The organism is Pseudoalteromonas atlantica (genome assembly GCF_043641955.1).
Taxonomy (GTDB): Bacteria; Pseudomonadota; Gammaproteobacteria; order Enterobacterales; family Alteromonadaceae; genus Pseudoalteromonas; species Pseudoalteromonas atlantica_A.
In genome coordinates, this window is the sequence record NZ_JBHZRV010000003.1 from 253,852 (window position 1) to 268,197 (window position 14,346).

15 protein-coding genes are annotated in these 14,346 nt (G+C 38.7%); 6 read left to right on the forward strand and 9 right to left on the reverse strand.

What is annotated here, in order from left to right; all coding sequences use genetic code 11:
- Nucleotides 1-128 precede the first annotated feature (128 nt).
- Complete coding sequence (locus ACHUE3_RS08605) at nucleotides 129-323, reverse strand: hypothetical protein (protein WP_394192084.1); 195 nt, start codon at nucleotides 321-323, stop codon at nucleotides 129-131.
- A 299-nt stretch (nucleotides 324-622) separates the two neighbouring features.
- Nucleotides 623-2,194 (reverse strand): cation:proton antiporter domain-containing protein, encoded by a 1,572-nt coding sequence (locus tag ACHUE3_RS08610; protein ID WP_394192242.1) that lies wholly within the window; start codon nucleotides 2,192-2,194, stop codon nucleotides 623-625.
- A gap of 257 nt (nucleotides 2,195-2,451) precedes the next feature.
- Here ACHUE3_RS08610 and ACHUE3_RS08615 point away from each other — a divergent pair, with 257 nt between their 5' ends.
- Together ACHUE3_RS08615 and ACHUE3_RS08620 are read left to right on the forward strand one after the other, a co-directional pair.
- Nucleotides 2,452-3,195 carry a sporulation protein gene (locus ACHUE3_RS08615; RefSeq protein ID WP_394192085.1) on the forward strand — a complete coding sequence of 248 codons (744 nt, stop codon included), beginning with the start codon at nucleotides 2,452-2,454 and terminating at the stop codon, nucleotides 3,193-3,195.
- Nucleotides 3,196-3,253: 58 nt separating this feature from the next.
- A complete protein-coding gene (locus ACHUE3_RS08620) occupies nucleotides 3,254-3,706 on the forward strand; it encodes a GNAT family N-acetyltransferase (RefSeq protein ID WP_394192086.1) in 453 nt (150 codons plus the stop codon).
- Nucleotides 3,707-3,729: 23 nt separating this feature from the next.
- Here ACHUE3_RS08620 and ACHUE3_RS08625 read toward each other — a convergent pair whose 3' ends face one another.
- The 6 genes from ACHUE3_RS08625 to ACHUE3_RS08650 all read right to left on the reverse strand — a co-directional run bounded on the left by ACHUE3_RS08625 (nucleotide 3,730) and on the right by ACHUE3_RS08650 (nucleotide 9,477).
- On the reverse strand, nucleotides 3,730-5,082 hold the full coding sequence (locus ACHUE3_RS08625) for a sodium-dependent transporter (RefSeq protein WP_394192087.1): 1,353 nt from the start codon (nucleotides 5,080-5,082) through the stop codon (nucleotides 3,730-3,732).
- Between the two features lie 214 nt (nucleotides 5,083-5,296).
- Nucleotides 5,297-6,589: a sensor histidine kinase gene (locus ACHUE3_RS08630; protein WP_394192088.1), complete on the reverse strand. Its 1,293-nt coding sequence runs from the start codon at nucleotides 6,587-6,589 to the stop codon at nucleotides 5,297-5,299.
- Nucleotides 6,590-6,620: 31 nt separating this feature from the next.
- Nucleotides 6,621-7,325 carry a response regulator gene (locus tag ACHUE3_RS08635; RefSeq protein WP_394192089.1) on the reverse strand — a complete coding sequence of 235 codons (705 nt, stop codon included), beginning with the start codon at nucleotides 7,323-7,325 and terminating at the stop codon, nucleotides 6,621-6,623.
- A gap of 12 nt (nucleotides 7,326-7,337) precedes the next feature.
- A complete protein-coding gene (locus tag ACHUE3_RS08640) occupies nucleotides 7,338-7,730 on the reverse strand; it encodes a DUF3019 domain-containing protein (RefSeq protein WP_394192090.1) in 393 nt (130 codons plus the stop codon).
- Entirely contained in the window at nucleotides 7,720-8,526 is an 807-nt protein-coding gene (locus ACHUE3_RS08645; RefSeq protein WP_394192243.1) for a MipA/OmpV family protein, read from the reverse strand. Before ACHUE3_RS08645 ends, ACHUE3_RS08640 begins: the two co-directional genes overlap by 11 nt.
- Nucleotides 8,527-8,670: 144 nt before the next feature.
- Nucleotides 8,671-9,477: a hypothetical protein gene (locus ACHUE3_RS08650; protein WP_394192244.1), complete on the reverse strand. Its 807-nt coding sequence runs from the start codon at nucleotides 9,475-9,477 to the stop codon at nucleotides 8,671-8,673.
- Nucleotides 9,478-9,589: 112 nt separating this feature from the next.
- On the opposite strand from ACHUE3_RS08650, the gene ACHUE3_RS08655 reads away from it, so the two are divergent.
- Together ACHUE3_RS08655 and ACHUE3_RS08660 are read left to right on the forward strand one after the other, a co-directional pair.
- Nucleotides 9,590-10,747, forward strand: coding sequence for a serine hydrolase domain-containing protein (locus ACHUE3_RS08655; protein WP_394192091.1), 1,158 nt, complete (start codon nucleotides 9,590-9,592; stop codon nucleotides 10,745-10,747).
- The gene (locus ACHUE3_RS08660; RefSeq protein WP_394192092.1) at nucleotides 10,744-11,223 is read left to right on the forward strand and encodes a histidine phosphatase family protein; all 480 of its coding nucleotides are present in this window, start codon (nucleotides 10,744-10,746) and stop codon (nucleotides 11,221-11,223) included. Before ACHUE3_RS08655 ends, ACHUE3_RS08660 begins: the two co-directional genes overlap by 4 nt.
- An 89-nt stretch (nucleotides 11,224-11,312) precedes the next feature.
- On the opposite strand, the gene yhbY is transcribed toward ACHUE3_RS08660, so the two are convergent.
- A complete protein-coding gene (gene yhbY / locus ACHUE3_RS08665; RefSeq protein ID WP_058559834.1) occupies nucleotides 11,313-11,609 on the reverse strand; it encodes a ribosome assembly RNA-binding protein YhbY in 297 nt (98 codons plus the stop codon).
- Nucleotides 11,610-11,697: 88 nt separating this feature from the next.
- Here yhbY and rlmE point away from each other — a divergent pair, with 88 nt between their 5' ends.
- Both rlmE and ftsH read left to right on the forward strand, forming a co-directional pair.
- Entirely contained in the window at nucleotides 11,698-12,327 is a 630-nt protein-coding gene (gene rlmE, locus ACHUE3_RS08670) for a 23S rRNA (uridine(2552)-2'-O)-methyltransferase RlmE (protein ID WP_087530813.1), read from the forward strand.
- A gap of 66 nt (nucleotides 12,328-12,393) precedes the next feature.
- Entirely contained in the window at nucleotides 12,394-14,334 is a 1,941-nt protein-coding gene (ftsH, locus tag ACHUE3_RS08675; protein WP_394192093.1) for an ATP-dependent zinc metalloprotease FtsH, read from the forward strand.
- Nucleotides 14,335-14,346: the final 12 nt, after the last annotated feature.

Here is a 14,346-nt window from a genome sequence, read left to right on the forward strand (position 1 = left end):
ACAGCCTATAAGGTACGAGGGAGTAGGCCTCGTCGTTTACTTAATGAATTTGGTATGATGACTTTTTTGAAAAGCCAAGTTGTTTAAGTTGAATAATAATAGCAGGATCATCAATGCGCAGTGGGGTTTCACTTTTGCGCAAAAAAATGATCGCTTGGAACTTGGTATACATCAAGCATCTTATGGAATAACACATCACGCATTGTCACCGCTGTCATTCCTTGATCTAAAATTTCGTCTAGACGATTTTGAAGCTCAACTAGTTTTGGGCTTTGTAAATCATCAGCCACAGCTTGATGCTGTATAGTAAACTTATCTTTCATCTAAAACCTTTCATAATTACAAACAAAAATACGCTACTGAAGTCGTATCAAAAACACATATAAGCGTAAATTTTGTGTTAAAAATAGATACTTACAAAGTATTCAACGAATGCAGTTTACTCTGTTTTAATGGGCAAATGCTAATTTCGATGTAAAGCTTTGTAAATGTCGTTGACGGTGTTTGAATTAGAGGGAATTTAGTAAATAGGTGTATATTTAGTAAGTTAATGAATTAATGATGAAAATGATTATCAGTACCTTTTATGGCACTGATAATCGAATAAGGTAAATATTTTACATTAAGAAAATAGTTTTTGTTTTACATGTTCAGCAAAACCACTACCCGCTTCTAAATAGAAGTTGTATGTTGAATTAACGCCCATATCCTCTAATTCTTTCTGTTGATCAGGATAGTTAGCGATAGCTGTTACTTGCCCTTGATAACCAGATGCTTTTAATTGCTCCAATGCAAAAATATTTTGCATATGTTTGGGCATTGCCAGCATGATCATCTCAACACTTGAATGATTTACTCTTTGCCAAAAGTCTGGGTCAGTTGCATCAGCTAGCAATGCTTTTCGGCCTCTTTTTATATGCTTGTCAACAACCTCTGGCTTTATGTCAACACCTGCAACAACGCCTGGGTGTGTCATATTTATGGTTTCGTATGCACCTGTTCCGATGCGGCCCATACCAAAAATAACGATTTTAGTATCATTTAGGTTTACAGGTAACTCTTCCGCTAGGCGTGTTTGGCTTTCGAATCGTAATAACCAAGCCTCAATTTTTACGTAAATTTCGTTAGAGCGTTTATTCAGTGGTGATGCGATAATAAATGTAATTGAAACCGCGATTGCCATTACGGCTAACCATTCTGCGGTGATCAAGCCGCTTGTAGCTGCCACCATGCAGACGATTAAACCAAACTCGCTATAATTCGAAAGGGTAAAAGCACTGAGCAGTGAGGTGCGAGCACGAAGTTTAAATGCGTTGGTAAGTACATAGTACAAAGCAACCTTTATTGGCAATACTAAAATAATTAATAGGGCTATTAATAGAGAGTTTACTGTTAACTCTGCACCCAAACCTATTGTTAAAAAGAATCCAACGAGTAGGATTTCTTTTAAATTAAGTAAGGACTTTGCAAGCTCGCCAGCCTTTTTATGAGGAGCGAATATCATACCAATTATTAGCGCACCTAAATCACCTTTTAACCCTGCAAATTCAAATGCATGGTAGCCAACAACAAGGGCAAAGAAAAAGCCAAACAAAGGTAAAAGCTCGCCATGTTTTGAGCGGTTCAAAATCCAAAACATTACGGGGCGCATTAAAGGTAATAACGCAAACAAAGCGATTGCCCAGCCATTAGGCGATTTACCCGTGCTAATTGCTAAGAATATGACGGCAAATATATCCTGCATTACAAGTATGCCTATTGCAATCTTACCGTGCAGGCTAGCCATTTCGCCTCGCTCTTCGAGCACCTTTACAGCAAAAACAGTGCTTGAAAAGCTAAAAGCAAAGCCGACTAATAAAGCGCTTTGCCAGCTAAGCTCTTCAAATAAAGGCAGCGCTAGATAACCTAGAAGCAGCATAAAGCCAGCAAAGAGTAAGCTACTTAAAATAATATGTATAGAAGCGGGTGCCCAAACTTGAGGTTTTATTAAGTTAGCGACACGTAACTTTAGTCCTATACTAAAGAGTAAAAGAGTCACACCTAAATTTGCGATTGAATTGAGTAATTCTGTGGTTTTAAACCCTGAAAGATTTAAAGCAAAACCTGCAATTAGAAAGCCGATCAATGGCGGAAGTTTAAGTTGGTAAACAACAAAACCGCAGACAAACGCTGCTGCAAAATAAATTAGTTCCATAATACTTAATATGACTTCGATTGTTATTACAGTGTAGCGAAATCTCAGTGCTTTTGAAATAAATAGTGTGACTAATGAAGATACACTTGAACTATCCATGATTTGTATGAAAAACATGCGATAGTGCATTGTTTAATGTAAAAACTGATTAAATAGCTATTTTTTCGCTGACATCAGCTTTTAAATATGGTTAAGATGCAGTAACAAAGGATTTTAGGTATGGCTGTATTAAGGCGGCTGTGCTTAAGGAGAAATAGATGTTTAAAAAAATTCTTGCATCAGTCGGTATTGGTGCAGCAAAAGTTGATACTATTTTAGAAACCGAACACCTTCAGCCAGGGCAGAAGTTTAATGCTCAAATTGTGATCACGGCAGGCGACGTAAGCCAAGAAATATCTGGGCTAGATTTAGCTTTAATGACGCGAGTGAAAGTTGAAGGTGAAGAGGGCAGTTATTTCACAAATCACGTAATAGATAAGTGGCGAATTACTGACATTGGCACAATAGAGCCTGGGCAAGAAAAACACATTCCTTTTGAAGCTCGTCTACATTCAGAAACGCCGATAACAGAAATTAATGCTGGTTATAACCAGTCTTACGTTTGGCTTGAAACGGGTTTAGACATTGATTTAGCACTGGATCCAAGTGATAAAGACCACCTCCATATTTATCCCAATGATGCTGTTAATACCTTTATGCAGGCAATGGATAAACTCGGTTTCAGTTTGGTTAAAGCTGATGTAGAAAAAGGCTACTTGCGTGCAACAACGTTTAGCTCAGTATCTGGGTGTTATCAAGAACTTGAATATAAACCAAATAGCCGTAGCTTGTTTGGCCTGCAAGAAATTGAGTTATCATTTGTGCCAGAAGCGCATAAAACTCATGTATTAATTGAACTTGATAGAGCGTTTCGTGGTGATGGTTATGTAGATTTAACCATTGAACATGACCATGTAAACTTATCTCAGTTATGTGATCAGCTCGAGCGGTTATTTGCATAAGCTTATTTTACTTCATTTAATAGCCCAGCATTGTCTGGGCTTTTTTATTAGGATTTTTATGAACTTGATAACTAAGTCATTTTCAGAACTGACAACGAAAGAGTTATTTTTGATTGCAAAGGGGCGCGTTGATGTTTTTGTTGTTGAACAAGACTGCGCATACCCAGAATTAGATCATGTGGACTGTGATAACACGACTAAACACCTTTATTGGCTTACAGATGACCGACTAGATGCTTATGCTCGTTGTTACGTAAAAGATGATACCTATAGTGCGATAGGGCGGGTGCTTATAAGTAAAGAACAACGTGGTAATGGTTTTGCACAAGAGTTGGTAGCTAATGCGATAGCAAGGTGCTTTGAGTTATGGCCCAGTAGAGACATTTACATTGGTGCTCAAACTTACTTATTGGATTTTTATCGCACTCTTGGTTTTACAACAATAGCACAGCCGTATTTAGAAGATGGTATAGAACATCAAGATATGATTTTAAAGCGCCCAATAAGTTAATGGGCGCTTATTAAAAGTGTAAATTAACCAAATATTGAATTGATAAACACTAATGAAATGGCAAGTGGACAAATAAACTTAATGTACCAAGGCCATATCTTCCAAAATACACTGTTAGCCACATCAGGACACCCTTGCTTTATCTCTTCAAGTAATGAGTTTCTATACCAAATCCAGCCTACAAATAAGCAGCACATCAGCCCTAATAAAGGTTGGCCAAACTTAGTGGTGATGGTGATGACTAGGCCAAATAACGTATCAAAGTAAACAACGATAGTTGAGCTGACCAAAGTTATGATAGCGCCAATCAACCAAGTAGCCTTGATTCTGTCGAGTGAAAACCGTTCTACTGCGTATGAAACAGGGGCTTCTAACATAGAAATTGACGATGTTAATGCAGCGATACTCATTAGAGCAAAAAATGCAAAGCCAACAAATAAACCAATAGTACCCATACCATCAAAGAGTGCGGGCAGAACTTGAAACACCAAAGTGTCTTCAGAGAGCAGCTCGCCTTGTGCACTAAAAATTTCAACACCTTGGGCTTGCGCTACATACATAGCAGGAATGATTAAAAGGCCCGCTACAAAGGCAATAAATACATCAATTAAAGTGACATAAGCACCAAGTGAAACAAGGTTTTCTTTTTTGCTAATGTAAGAGCCATAAATAATCATGACGCTGGTGCCCAGCGACAAGGAGAAAAAAGCTTGGCCAAGTGCGCTTACAAGTAATTCAGGGTTTAAAATTGAACTAAAGTCAGGCACTAAATATGCTTTAAGGCCTGTCATTGCACCTTCTTGCATCATTACGTAAATGATGAGAGCAAATAGAATTGACAACAGAGCTGGCATTAGACGTTTTGACCATTTCTCAATACCGTTTTCCACACCTCGGCTGATAATCGCCACAGTTAAAATAATAAACCCTGCTGTAAACAATAAGTTTCTTGATAAAGATTGTTCACTTAGCCAATTAGTAACAGGTTGATTCCCGGTTAATGTGGCAATCGGTTCTAAGGTTGCGCTTATCATCCAACCTGCAACTATTGCGTAGAAGCTTAAAATTAAACCAGCACAAATAATGCCACCAAAGCCCACTATAAACGCAAATCGCTTTTGTGATTTTGTATTAGATATTTTGCGTAGTGATGATACCGCATTTGCTTGACCATGACGGCCAATTGTCAACTCAGCCATTAAAGCTGGGTAGGCTAGGCAAAAAGCAAGAATCAAGTAGGCAACTAAAAATGCTGCGCCGCCATTGCTGGCTGTTTGAGTGGGAAAGCCCCAAATATTACCTAATCCGACCGCTGAGCCTGCGGCGGCCATAATGAATCCAAAACGGGAGCTGAACTCCCCTCTAACTGCGCTCATAATTATTATTACTTCTCTATTTTTTAACGGCGATGACAATCTACTTTATATGCATATAAATAAAAAGCACTTATTGTTCTATATCAATATAGTGGGATGTTGATTGCTTAATTTTAATACTCTTTTATGTAGGGAAGTAGTTTTTTATGTTTTTAACTCGCTGAATATAATAATAAAACCACTTCGTTGGCATATGTAAACTGTAACAGAATAGTTACATTTTATTTGTGTTATGGATTTTTAATGTAAAACAAGCCCCTTTTAGCTGTTTACTGCGGCTTACAGTCACTGAACCGTGGTGCCAGTCGGCTACTTTTGCAACAATAGCTAAGCCTAAACCATAACTTTGCGCTTCTCTATTTCGGTGACTTTGTTCCTGAAAAAAAGGAGTGAACACTTTATGCCAGTTATGCTCTTCTATTCCTGGACCATCATCTTCAACGGTAATAACCACTGAATGCGTCAATTTATGGGCGCGGATAATGATATGCTCGGTTGCAAAATCACATGCATTACTCAACAAGTTAGAAATTGCGCGGGCGAGCCAATGGAGGTCAGCATACACGGAAATGTCTTTGCAACTTAATTCAACATCAATGTTATGTTTGGCTATTTTAGGCTCCAACTGAGCAATAATTGTTTTTAGGTAATCGTTTAATTCTGTATGAGCATAATTAAGCTGTGTTGCTTTTTGTTCTAATGTCGCAAATGCTAAGTAACTTTTAAGCATAGACTCCATCTGATCTAAATCAGACTCCATTCGCGTTAAATAGCGCAGCCTTTGTTGTTCGTTGTCACAGTCTAGCGTGGCATCTAAGCCAAATCGTAAGCAAGCAATCGGTGTGCGAATATCATGAGATAAACTTGATGCCATTAACTTATTCTCATCGAGTAACTTTTCTATTTGACTAGCCATTCTGTTAAAAGTGAGCTCAACGTCTTTAATATAAGTAAAATAAGAGACTGGAATACGTGCTTGTAAATTGCCACTTGCAAACTGTTTTGCAGCCTCATTTACGACCCCTAAACGTTTAGCGAGTGGGGCAATTATAAAGCCCATAAATACACATAAGCCCGCATAAAATAATAAGGTAAGTAACATATCATTTTGCTGTATTTGTTCGATTGTTTTTTCTAACCGAAGTTTTAAATGAAACGGTGCTAGCTGATCGTTGCTATATAACAAATAAAACCCTTGTTGGTCTTCAAGTATTAATCCACCCGTTTTATTCATTTGCTGAAGTAATGAATTCGGTAATGCTAATGTCTCTGTCGCTCGATAGGTAAGGGGTAATTCGAATTGCGTTGCTAGTTGCTGCGTATATTGACTGCGTTTATCAGGGGCTATCTGTAATAATTGTTGACTGAAACCCATTAAGATTTTGCTTTGCAAAGCAAATTCATCTTGAGGTGAATGGGTTTGTTGACTAAAGGCATCTATTAACCAACCAAGCACAACGATTGACAAAAGAGCACTGCCTAGTAGTGAAATATAAAACTTCTTCATTGATATTTACTACTATAAAGGTATGACGTTACTACCATGCGCTTGCAACGAGTAAATAACCTTTACCCCAAATCGTTTTGATTTTTTCAGGGTGTTGCGGGTCGTCATTAAACTTTTTACGTAATGCTGATATAAGCACATCTACGCTGCGGTCAAGGCCATCATACTCTCGCCCTTTAGTAGCTTTAAATACGGCGTCGCGCGAAACTACTTGTCCAGCATTTGATGCTAAATAGCTCAGTAGAAGATATTCCGCACTGGAAATTGATTGTTCTACGCCATTAATGAATGCATTGCGTGATTGTGTGTCAATTTTTAATGCGCCAACTTCGATAAGAGATGAATCATTTTTTTGTTCTGTGCTGTCATGATTCATGCGCAGGGCCGCTTTAATTCGTGCCAGCAGTGCTCTGGGCCTTACAGGTTTCGTTATGTAATCACTGGCACCGACTTCAAGTCCAATAACTTCATCCATTTCTTCATCACGAGCTGTAAGCATAATAATTGGCTTGTTATAAAACTGCCTGAGTTCACGGCACACGCTAATGCCGTCTTGGCCTGGTAACATAATATCAAGCAAGATTAAATCAGGTGAGAATTGTTTAACTTGTTCAACAACAAGATTGCCTCGAGAGCAAATTTGCGTCGTGTAGCCTTGTTCAATTAAATACTCTGCAACCCATTGAGCAAGGGACGTGTCATCTTCAACAAGTAAAATTGTGCCGTAATTATCCATAGTTTTCTCTTTTTAAAACAATCGCCAGCGACGTTTTTTTTGACGGTTTTGATAAACCCATTGTAATTGAACGTGTGTTTTAGCAATGATTTTGCCGCTATCACTATTGATTAGCTCAAATGCAATTGTTTCAACTGAATCAAAAGCATAGTGAAACTGCCCTGATTTTTGTCTGAGCCAGCATTGCATTATATGTTTTGAGGTAGCGTCTCTTAGGCAATAATTACCAATTTCAGGGCGTTGCCAATTGATTTCGATGTCAGCGTAGCAATTTCGCCCTTCACGTAGTGCAACACAGGTATCAGGTATTGCAACAAAATCACTCTGTTCAATTTGCTCAGCACTTACCACTAAAGATTTGGTGCTTAACAAACATAAGACAAGCGTTAATGTTTTAGAATACATATCGCACGCCTACCATGGCTTTGTGTTGATAGCCTTGTGAAACGATTGGGCTATTAGATATTTCATTTGTGAACCACGTTGACAATACGCCTGTTAAAAACACCCAGTGTCTATTTAAGGGGTACTCTGCGTGAAATTCAAAAATTATGCTGCCGGAGGTCCTAGTTTCATAAATAGGCCTTGTTGGCTTTGATTCTTCTGGTGAAATGCCAAAATAATAGTTTGTAAAATCATCAGAATAAGCACTAAAACCGACACCAGAACGGAACTCCCAATTTTTCCAAGGAAGTATGTGGCTAAAAAAGGTGTTAATAACCCAGCTATTATGTGTGCCGGAAATGTCATGGAGATACTCAACAGAAATTTGAGAGTTTTGGAAACGTCGTGTTAAACGCAATCCGGTATTAAAGTCATATTTGCGGCTTAGAATTCCTTCCAGCTCGTCAATGGTACCTGTATTGTAAAAATCTAAACCAGTCTCATCAAATCCAGCTTGAACATTTGTACCAAGAATATCCAATTCCCAGTCATATCGTTCAATTAAACTATACCCAATGATGACACCGCCACTGAGCTGGCTGTGGTCAATATCGAGGTAGAAGCGATCGTAAGATATGGCTAAGTTAAGATCGAGCTCTAAACCATCATTATAAGAGTCCATTCCAACAAGGTATGAATCTTCAATATAATAACCGGCTCCAGCACTCCAGTCCCAAGCAAACCCGTTCGTTGGCTTTAAGGTGTTATCGGCGTAATATCGATTACTTGCAATGCTTGCATCACTCCAAAAACACATAACTAATAATATACAAATTAAAGTTGGTGTTTTATTTAAAATTTGCAGCATTGCTTTCCCTGTAACTAAGGTTGAGTAAGTAAGTGTATTATATTGTCAAAGATTGCCTTTTTTCTGTAAAAAAATGTAGCAAATAATTTTTGCTTACTGAACTTTGATTTTGTCGATTAAAATACTACTCAAATAAAATTGCATCATAGGAGTTAGTGCACTTATCTCTGTGCGATTGCATGGGCCTTGCAATTTAGTCAAGCTACTCATTTTGCTCATTACTTTGTAAGGTGGAATACTCACCTCTTGATTTGCGCGCGCACGGCGAGCTTGTTCGGTATTTTGTTGATGGATAAATGATGCGATTTCAAGCTCGTTGCTAATGATTTGTTCTTGTTGGTAAGAATACAGAAGAGGTTCACGATGAAAACTTGCACTGTCGATCGCTGATTTACCAAACCAGACTACATCACCTGATGATCTGTGTGTGAGACGCATACTCACATCTGCATTTATAGTTGCGCATTGTTGGGTTGGGTAAAGTAGTGCAATTTTTTCAAATGTTGAGAGCGGTGTTTTAGGTGTATCTATTTGATACTTAGTATCTTCAACAAAGTTTAGCTCTAGTTGATGCACTGACAATGTGTAATCGCTTTTGCCTTGTGTAACAACATTGAGATTTATGTCCTTGAGCGCATCAGCAATTTGTGAGAACAAGGTATCTGTAACACTCGTTTTATCTGCGACAATCTTAACTGTTTGATTACGTTTTACTTTGTGTGCAGGTAACTGAACTGACTTCACTTTTGGTGAGTTGTGAACAGTTGAATAACTTACTTGATGATGCTGGGTTTTCAACAAAGGTTTTTGTGGCATTTGCAAAGAATCCGCAACAGGCGGCGGTGCTGTAGTACATGCAGTCGTTGTCAGTAATAAGCAAGCAATAAAAATAAAACGAATAAGCACAATAAACCCTTAAGAACATATTAATGCGAATATTGTACGTTAGTCTTGGTAAAAGTTCATGTTATTATGCGCTAAGAAATTTCTTAATATAGTTAAAATAATAAAAATGAAGTCTTCAACACTATTATTATTTTGTTTTTTTTTATCACTTATTTCATACACTTGTTCTAGTCAGGATGCTCAATGGGATAAGTTGATTGATGATTACAACACACACTTATCAATCAAGTTAAAAAGCAAAGGCATACCAGGTGCTGCATTATCTATTGTTTATGGTCAAGACAGTGAGTTTGTGAAGGGTTACGGTGTTACTAAACTACACAAGGGTCAGCAAGTTGATACAAATACACGTTTTCGCTTAGCATCTGTCTCTAAAACATTTGCAGGGTCTTTAACTGCAAAGCTTGCTAATGAGAAGCGCTTTTCACTAGAAGATCCCGTCAGTAAATATATTCCAGAACTAAGTAACACAAGCTATAAAAACAACTTAAAAGTGTACCACTTACTAAGTCACTCTGGCGGCCTAGTGCCAAATGCGTATGATAATTTAATCGAATCAAGGATGCGCTATCCTGATATTGTTGAAAAACTATTAAGTGTTAAGCCTATATGTCAGCCAGGTCAATGTTATGGCTATCAAAATGTGATGTTTAGTTTGGTTGATGAAGTGATTAAATCCAGCACTCAAATGGATTATTCTCATTGGTTGAATGAGTTTATATTTGCGCCATTGCAAATGAAAAATGCTAGTCTAGGGTATGACAATATGGTGGTTGATAGTAATTATGCTCATCCCCATGTGAGAGGGCGTAAACGATGGCATACTGCAAGGCTGAAAAAAAATTATTATAAAGTACTTCCAGCTGCAGGTGTGAATGCCAGTGCTAGCGATATGGCTATATGGTTAAAAGCGCAGCTTGGTGTATATCCGAGTATTCTTTCTTCTGAAGTATTAGCTAGTCAGGCAAGGCCCTACACACGAACAAAAAAAGAATTACGACGTAGAGTTTGGAGAAAGCACCTAAAGGAGGCTTATTATGGTCTCGGTTGGCGCGTCTACAATTATGATAATGAGACACTTTATTACCATAGTGGCTGGGTACAAGGGTATCGCAGTGACCTTGTGGTCATGCCGCATCTTAACGTAGGGTTCAGCTTAGTTTTAAACGCAGAAACAGGGCTTATTAATGAGCTAACAACTGAGTTTATTAACCGTGTTCTTGAATACAAAAAACAAAACACACAACAGTTGGAAAAAGGATGAGATACTTAGTCGGTTTTTTAATGTTATTTTGCACGTGCTTTGTGCATGCAGCCCCAGAGAGTATTTATTTGTTTCGCCACAGCGAAAAACACAAAGGTAATAACCCGCATTTAACAGATGCTGGCAAACAAAGAGCGAATCAACTATCTAGCCTGATTGAAATTGGGGAGCCTGTGACTTTATATAGTACCAATTATAATCGCACACTTGAAACAGCTAATGCACTAGCTAAAGATTTTCAGGTTAAGGTAAAGTTATATAGTCCCCGTGATTTAGCACAATTTGGTAAGCAAGTATTAACGATGGATGGAACGGTCATTATTATCGGTCACAGTAATACAAGCGTAGAGTTAGCCGAACTATTTTCTGAGTTAACAGTCGAGGAAATGCCTGAGTCGGAGTTTTCACGTTATTTTTTACTGCAGCGAACGGGGCAAAATTATCATTTAAGTGATTTAAAAATGAGATTTGAGTAATGGACGCACATTTATTTACAATTTTATACTGAATAAATTATGAGCATAAAAAAACCAGCACTAGCTGGTTTTTTTTCAAAAAGGAAAAATTAATTACGAGGTAATTGAATCTTCTTCTCTTCGCTTTGACGGTATAGCACAATAGTATGGCCGATAGTTTGCAATTTCTCTGCACCGGTTTCACGTACAATTGCTTCAAAAATCAGTGCTTTAGTTTCACGATCATCAGTTGGTACTTTAACTTTGATTAGCTCGTGGATTTCTAGAGCGCTTTGAATTTCTACGACAACACCTTCAGTTAAACCGTTTGAACCAAGAAGTACAACGGGCTTAAGAGAATGTGCTTGACCTTTTAAAAACTGCTTTTGTTTGTTCGATAATTTCATGTTATTACAAATTTTGCTGAATATGGCTTGAATTAAGGGTATTCTAACGCCATCTAGAGAATATTACTAATTAGTTGCGTGTTAATTTATGACAAATAAAAAACATTCAGCCAGTTCACAGCGATGGTTGAAGGAACATTTTGATGATCCTTACGTTCACGAAGCCCAAAAGAAAGGTTGGCGCTCTCGTGCGATTTTCAAACTTGATGAAATTCAAAATAAAGATAAATTACTACGCCCAGCAATGACCGTAGTCGATTTAGGTGCCGCACCAGGTAGTTGGTCACAATATCTAGCAGAAAAAGTTGGTGCCAAAGGCCAAGTCGTTGCTTGTGATATATTACCTATGGATTCTCTTGCGGGTGTCGATTTTTTACAAGGAGACTTTCGAGAAGAAGCAGTCCTTGATGCGTTACTAAACCGTATCGGTGGCAAAAATGTAGATGTAGTACTTTCAGATATGGCACCGAACATGAGCGGTAATAGTTCAGTTGACCAGGCCGGAAGCATGTACCTAGTCGAACTTGCACTGGATATGTGTCATCAAGTACTCAAGAAAAACGGTGCGTTTATTGTCAAAGTTTTCCAAGGTGAAGGGTTTGATCAATATTTGCAAGATGTACGTAATAGTTTTAAAACAGTGAAGATACGCAAACCCGACGCCTCACGTGCTCGATCTCGCGAAGTATATATAGTAGCGACAGGTTACAAACTGTAGTACAGTTGTCTGGCGTTAAGTTGAATTTAAATTAATTGGATACAAGAGGTTAACACCTTGAGCGATATGGCGAAAAATCTAATACTCTGGCTGGTTATAGCGGTTGTGCTAATGTCAGTCTTTCAGAGCTTTAATGGTGGCGATCAAGTTGACCGTCAAACTAGTTACACTCAATTTGTTAAAGATGCTAGAAATGGCTCTTTACAAGAAGTGGCAATCGAAAGTACCAGTGGCACAATCACCGGAACTAAAACTAATGGTGAGCGTTTTCAAACCATTATGCCTATTTACGACAAAGACATTTTAAATGACTTATTAAAAAGTGATGTGAATGTCAAAGGTGTTAAGCCTGAAGAACAGTCGTTCTTAGCAAGCATCTTAATTTCTTGGTTCCCGATGTTGCTCCTTATAGGTGTATGGATATTCTTCATGCGTCAAATGCAAGGCGGTGGCGGTAAAGGCGCGATGTCGTTTGGCAAAAGTAAAGCACGCTTAATGAGTGAAGACCAAGTTAAAACTACATTCGCTGATGTTGCCGGTTGTGACGAAGCGAAAGATGATGTGACCGAATTGGTGGATTTCTTACGTGATCCCTCTAAATTCCAAAAGCTAGGCGGTAGTATTCCTAAAGGGGTACTTATGGTTGGTCCTCCTGGTACGGGTAAAACATTATTGGCAAAAGCGGTTGCCGGTGAAGCAAAAGTTCCGTTCTTTACAATTTCAGGTTCTGACTTTGTGGAAATGTTTGTGGGTGTTGGTGCATCTCGTGTACGCGACATGTTCGAACAAGCTAAAAAAGCGGCGCCTTGTATCATTTTCATAGATGAGATTGATGCTGTTGGTCGTAAGCGCGGTGCAGGAATGGGCGGCGGTCACGATGAGCGTGAGCAAACTCTAAACCAAATGCTAGTTGAAATGGATGGCTTTGAAGGTAATGAAGGTATTATCGTTATCGCCGCAACTAACCGTCCAGACGTACTTGATCCAGCTTTACTTCGTCCTGGTCGTTTTGACCGTCAAGTTGTGGTTGGTTTACCTGATATTCGTGGTCGTGAGCAAATACTAAAAGTTCATATGCGTAAGGTGCCTTTAGGCGACAACGTAGAAGCGGCTGTTATTGCCCGCGGCACGCCAGGTTTCTCTGGTGCTGATTTAGCAAACTTAGTTAATGAAGCTGCTTTATATGCTGCCCGTGGTAACAAGCGTGTAGTTAGCATGGCTGAGTTTGATGCTGCTAAAGATAAAATCATGATGGGTGCAGAGCGCAAGACCATGGTGATGAGCGAGCAAGAAAAAGAGATGACAGCTTATCATGAAGCGGGTCACGCGATTGTTGGTCGTTTAGTGCCAGAGCACGACCCTGTTTATAAAGTATCTATTATTCCTCGTGGCCGTGCCCTTGGTGTAACTATGTACTTACCAGAGCAAGACCGTGTTAGTCATTCTAAAGAATTGCTCGAATCAATGATTTCAAGTCTGTATGGTGGCCGTATTGCTGAAGCACTTATTTACGGTGAAGATAAAGTAACCACAGGTGCGAGTAACGATATTGAACGGGCAACAGATATTGCCCGTAAAATGGTTACGCAGTGGGGTTTAAGTGAGAAACTTGGGCCATTACTTTATGCAGAAGATCAGAATGAAATGTACATGGGTGGCGGCGGTGGCCGTGCTATGAGCATGTCTGATGAAACTGCAAAAGTAATTGATACTGAAGTACGTTTGTTCTCTGATAGAAACTACCAACGTGCTGAGGATATTCTTAAAGAGAATATCGACATCTTACATTCAATGAAAGATGCATTAATGAAGTATGAAACAATTGATGCAAAACAAATTGATGACTTAATGGCACGTCAACCAGTGCGCGAGCCTCGCGATGCACATGATAGACGTGACACCGACGCTAAAAAACCAGAACCAGCTCAAGAAAAGGCTGAATCTGAGAATAAAGATCAAGAATCATCGCAAAAAGATGAAACAAACCTTGATGATAAAGCTGAATAATAGTTAAAATAG

Excerpts from the sequence above, each read along its gene's own strand:
- ACHUE3_RS08605 (WP_394192084.1), bottom strand. The coding sequence starts at position 323 with ATGAAAGATAAGTTTACTATACAGCATCAAGCTGTGGCTGATGATTTA.
- ACHUE3_RS08610 (WP_394192242.1), bottom strand. The coding sequence starts at position 2,194 with ATGGAACTAATTTATTTTGCAGCAGCGTTTGTCTGCGGTTTTGTTGTT.
- ACHUE3_RS08615 (WP_394192085.1), top strand. The coding sequence starts at position 2,452 with ATGTTTAAAAAAATTCTTGCATCAGTCGGTATTGGTGCAGCAAAAGTT.
- ACHUE3_RS08620 (WP_394192086.1), top strand. The coding sequence starts at position 3,254 with ATGAACTTGATAACTAAGTCATTTTCAGAACTGACAACGAAAGAGTTA.
- ACHUE3_RS08625 (WP_394192087.1), bottom strand. The coding sequence starts at position 5,082 with ATGAGCGCAGTTAGAGGGGAGTTCAGCTCCCGTTTTGGATTCATTATG.
- ACHUE3_RS08630 (WP_394192088.1), bottom strand. The coding sequence starts at position 6,589 with ATGAAGAAGTTTTATATTTCACTACTAGGCAGTGCTCTTTTGTCAATC.
- ACHUE3_RS08635 (WP_394192089.1), bottom strand. The coding sequence starts at position 7,325 with ATGGATAATTACGGCACAATTTTACTTGTTGAAGATGACACGTCCCTT.
- ACHUE3_RS08640 (WP_394192090.1), bottom strand. The coding sequence starts at position 7,730 with ATGTATTCTAAAACATTAACGCTTGTCTTATGTTTGTTAAGCACCAAA.
- ACHUE3_RS08645 (WP_394192243.1), bottom strand. The coding sequence starts at position 8,526 with ATGTGTTTTTGGAGTGATGCAAGCATTGCAAGTAATCGATATTACGCC.
- ACHUE3_RS08655 (WP_394192091.1), top strand. The coding sequence starts at position 9,590 with ATGAAGTCTTCAACACTATTATTATTTTGTTTTTTTTTATCACTTATT.
- ACHUE3_RS08660 (WP_394192092.1), top strand. The coding sequence starts at position 10,744 with ATGAGATACTTAGTCGGTTTTTTAATGTTATTTTGCACGTGCTTTGTG.
- yhbY (WP_058559834.1), bottom strand. The coding sequence starts at position 11,609 with ATGAAATTATCGAACAAACAAAAGCAGTTTTTAAAAGGTCAAGCACAT.
- rlmE (WP_087530813.1), top strand. The coding sequence starts at position 11,698 with ATGACAAATAAAAAACATTCAGCCAGTTCACAGCGATGGTTGAAGGAA.
- ftsH (WP_394192093.1), top strand. The coding sequence starts at position 12,394 with ATGGCGAAAAATCTAATACTCTGGCTGGTTATAGCGGTTGTGCTAATG.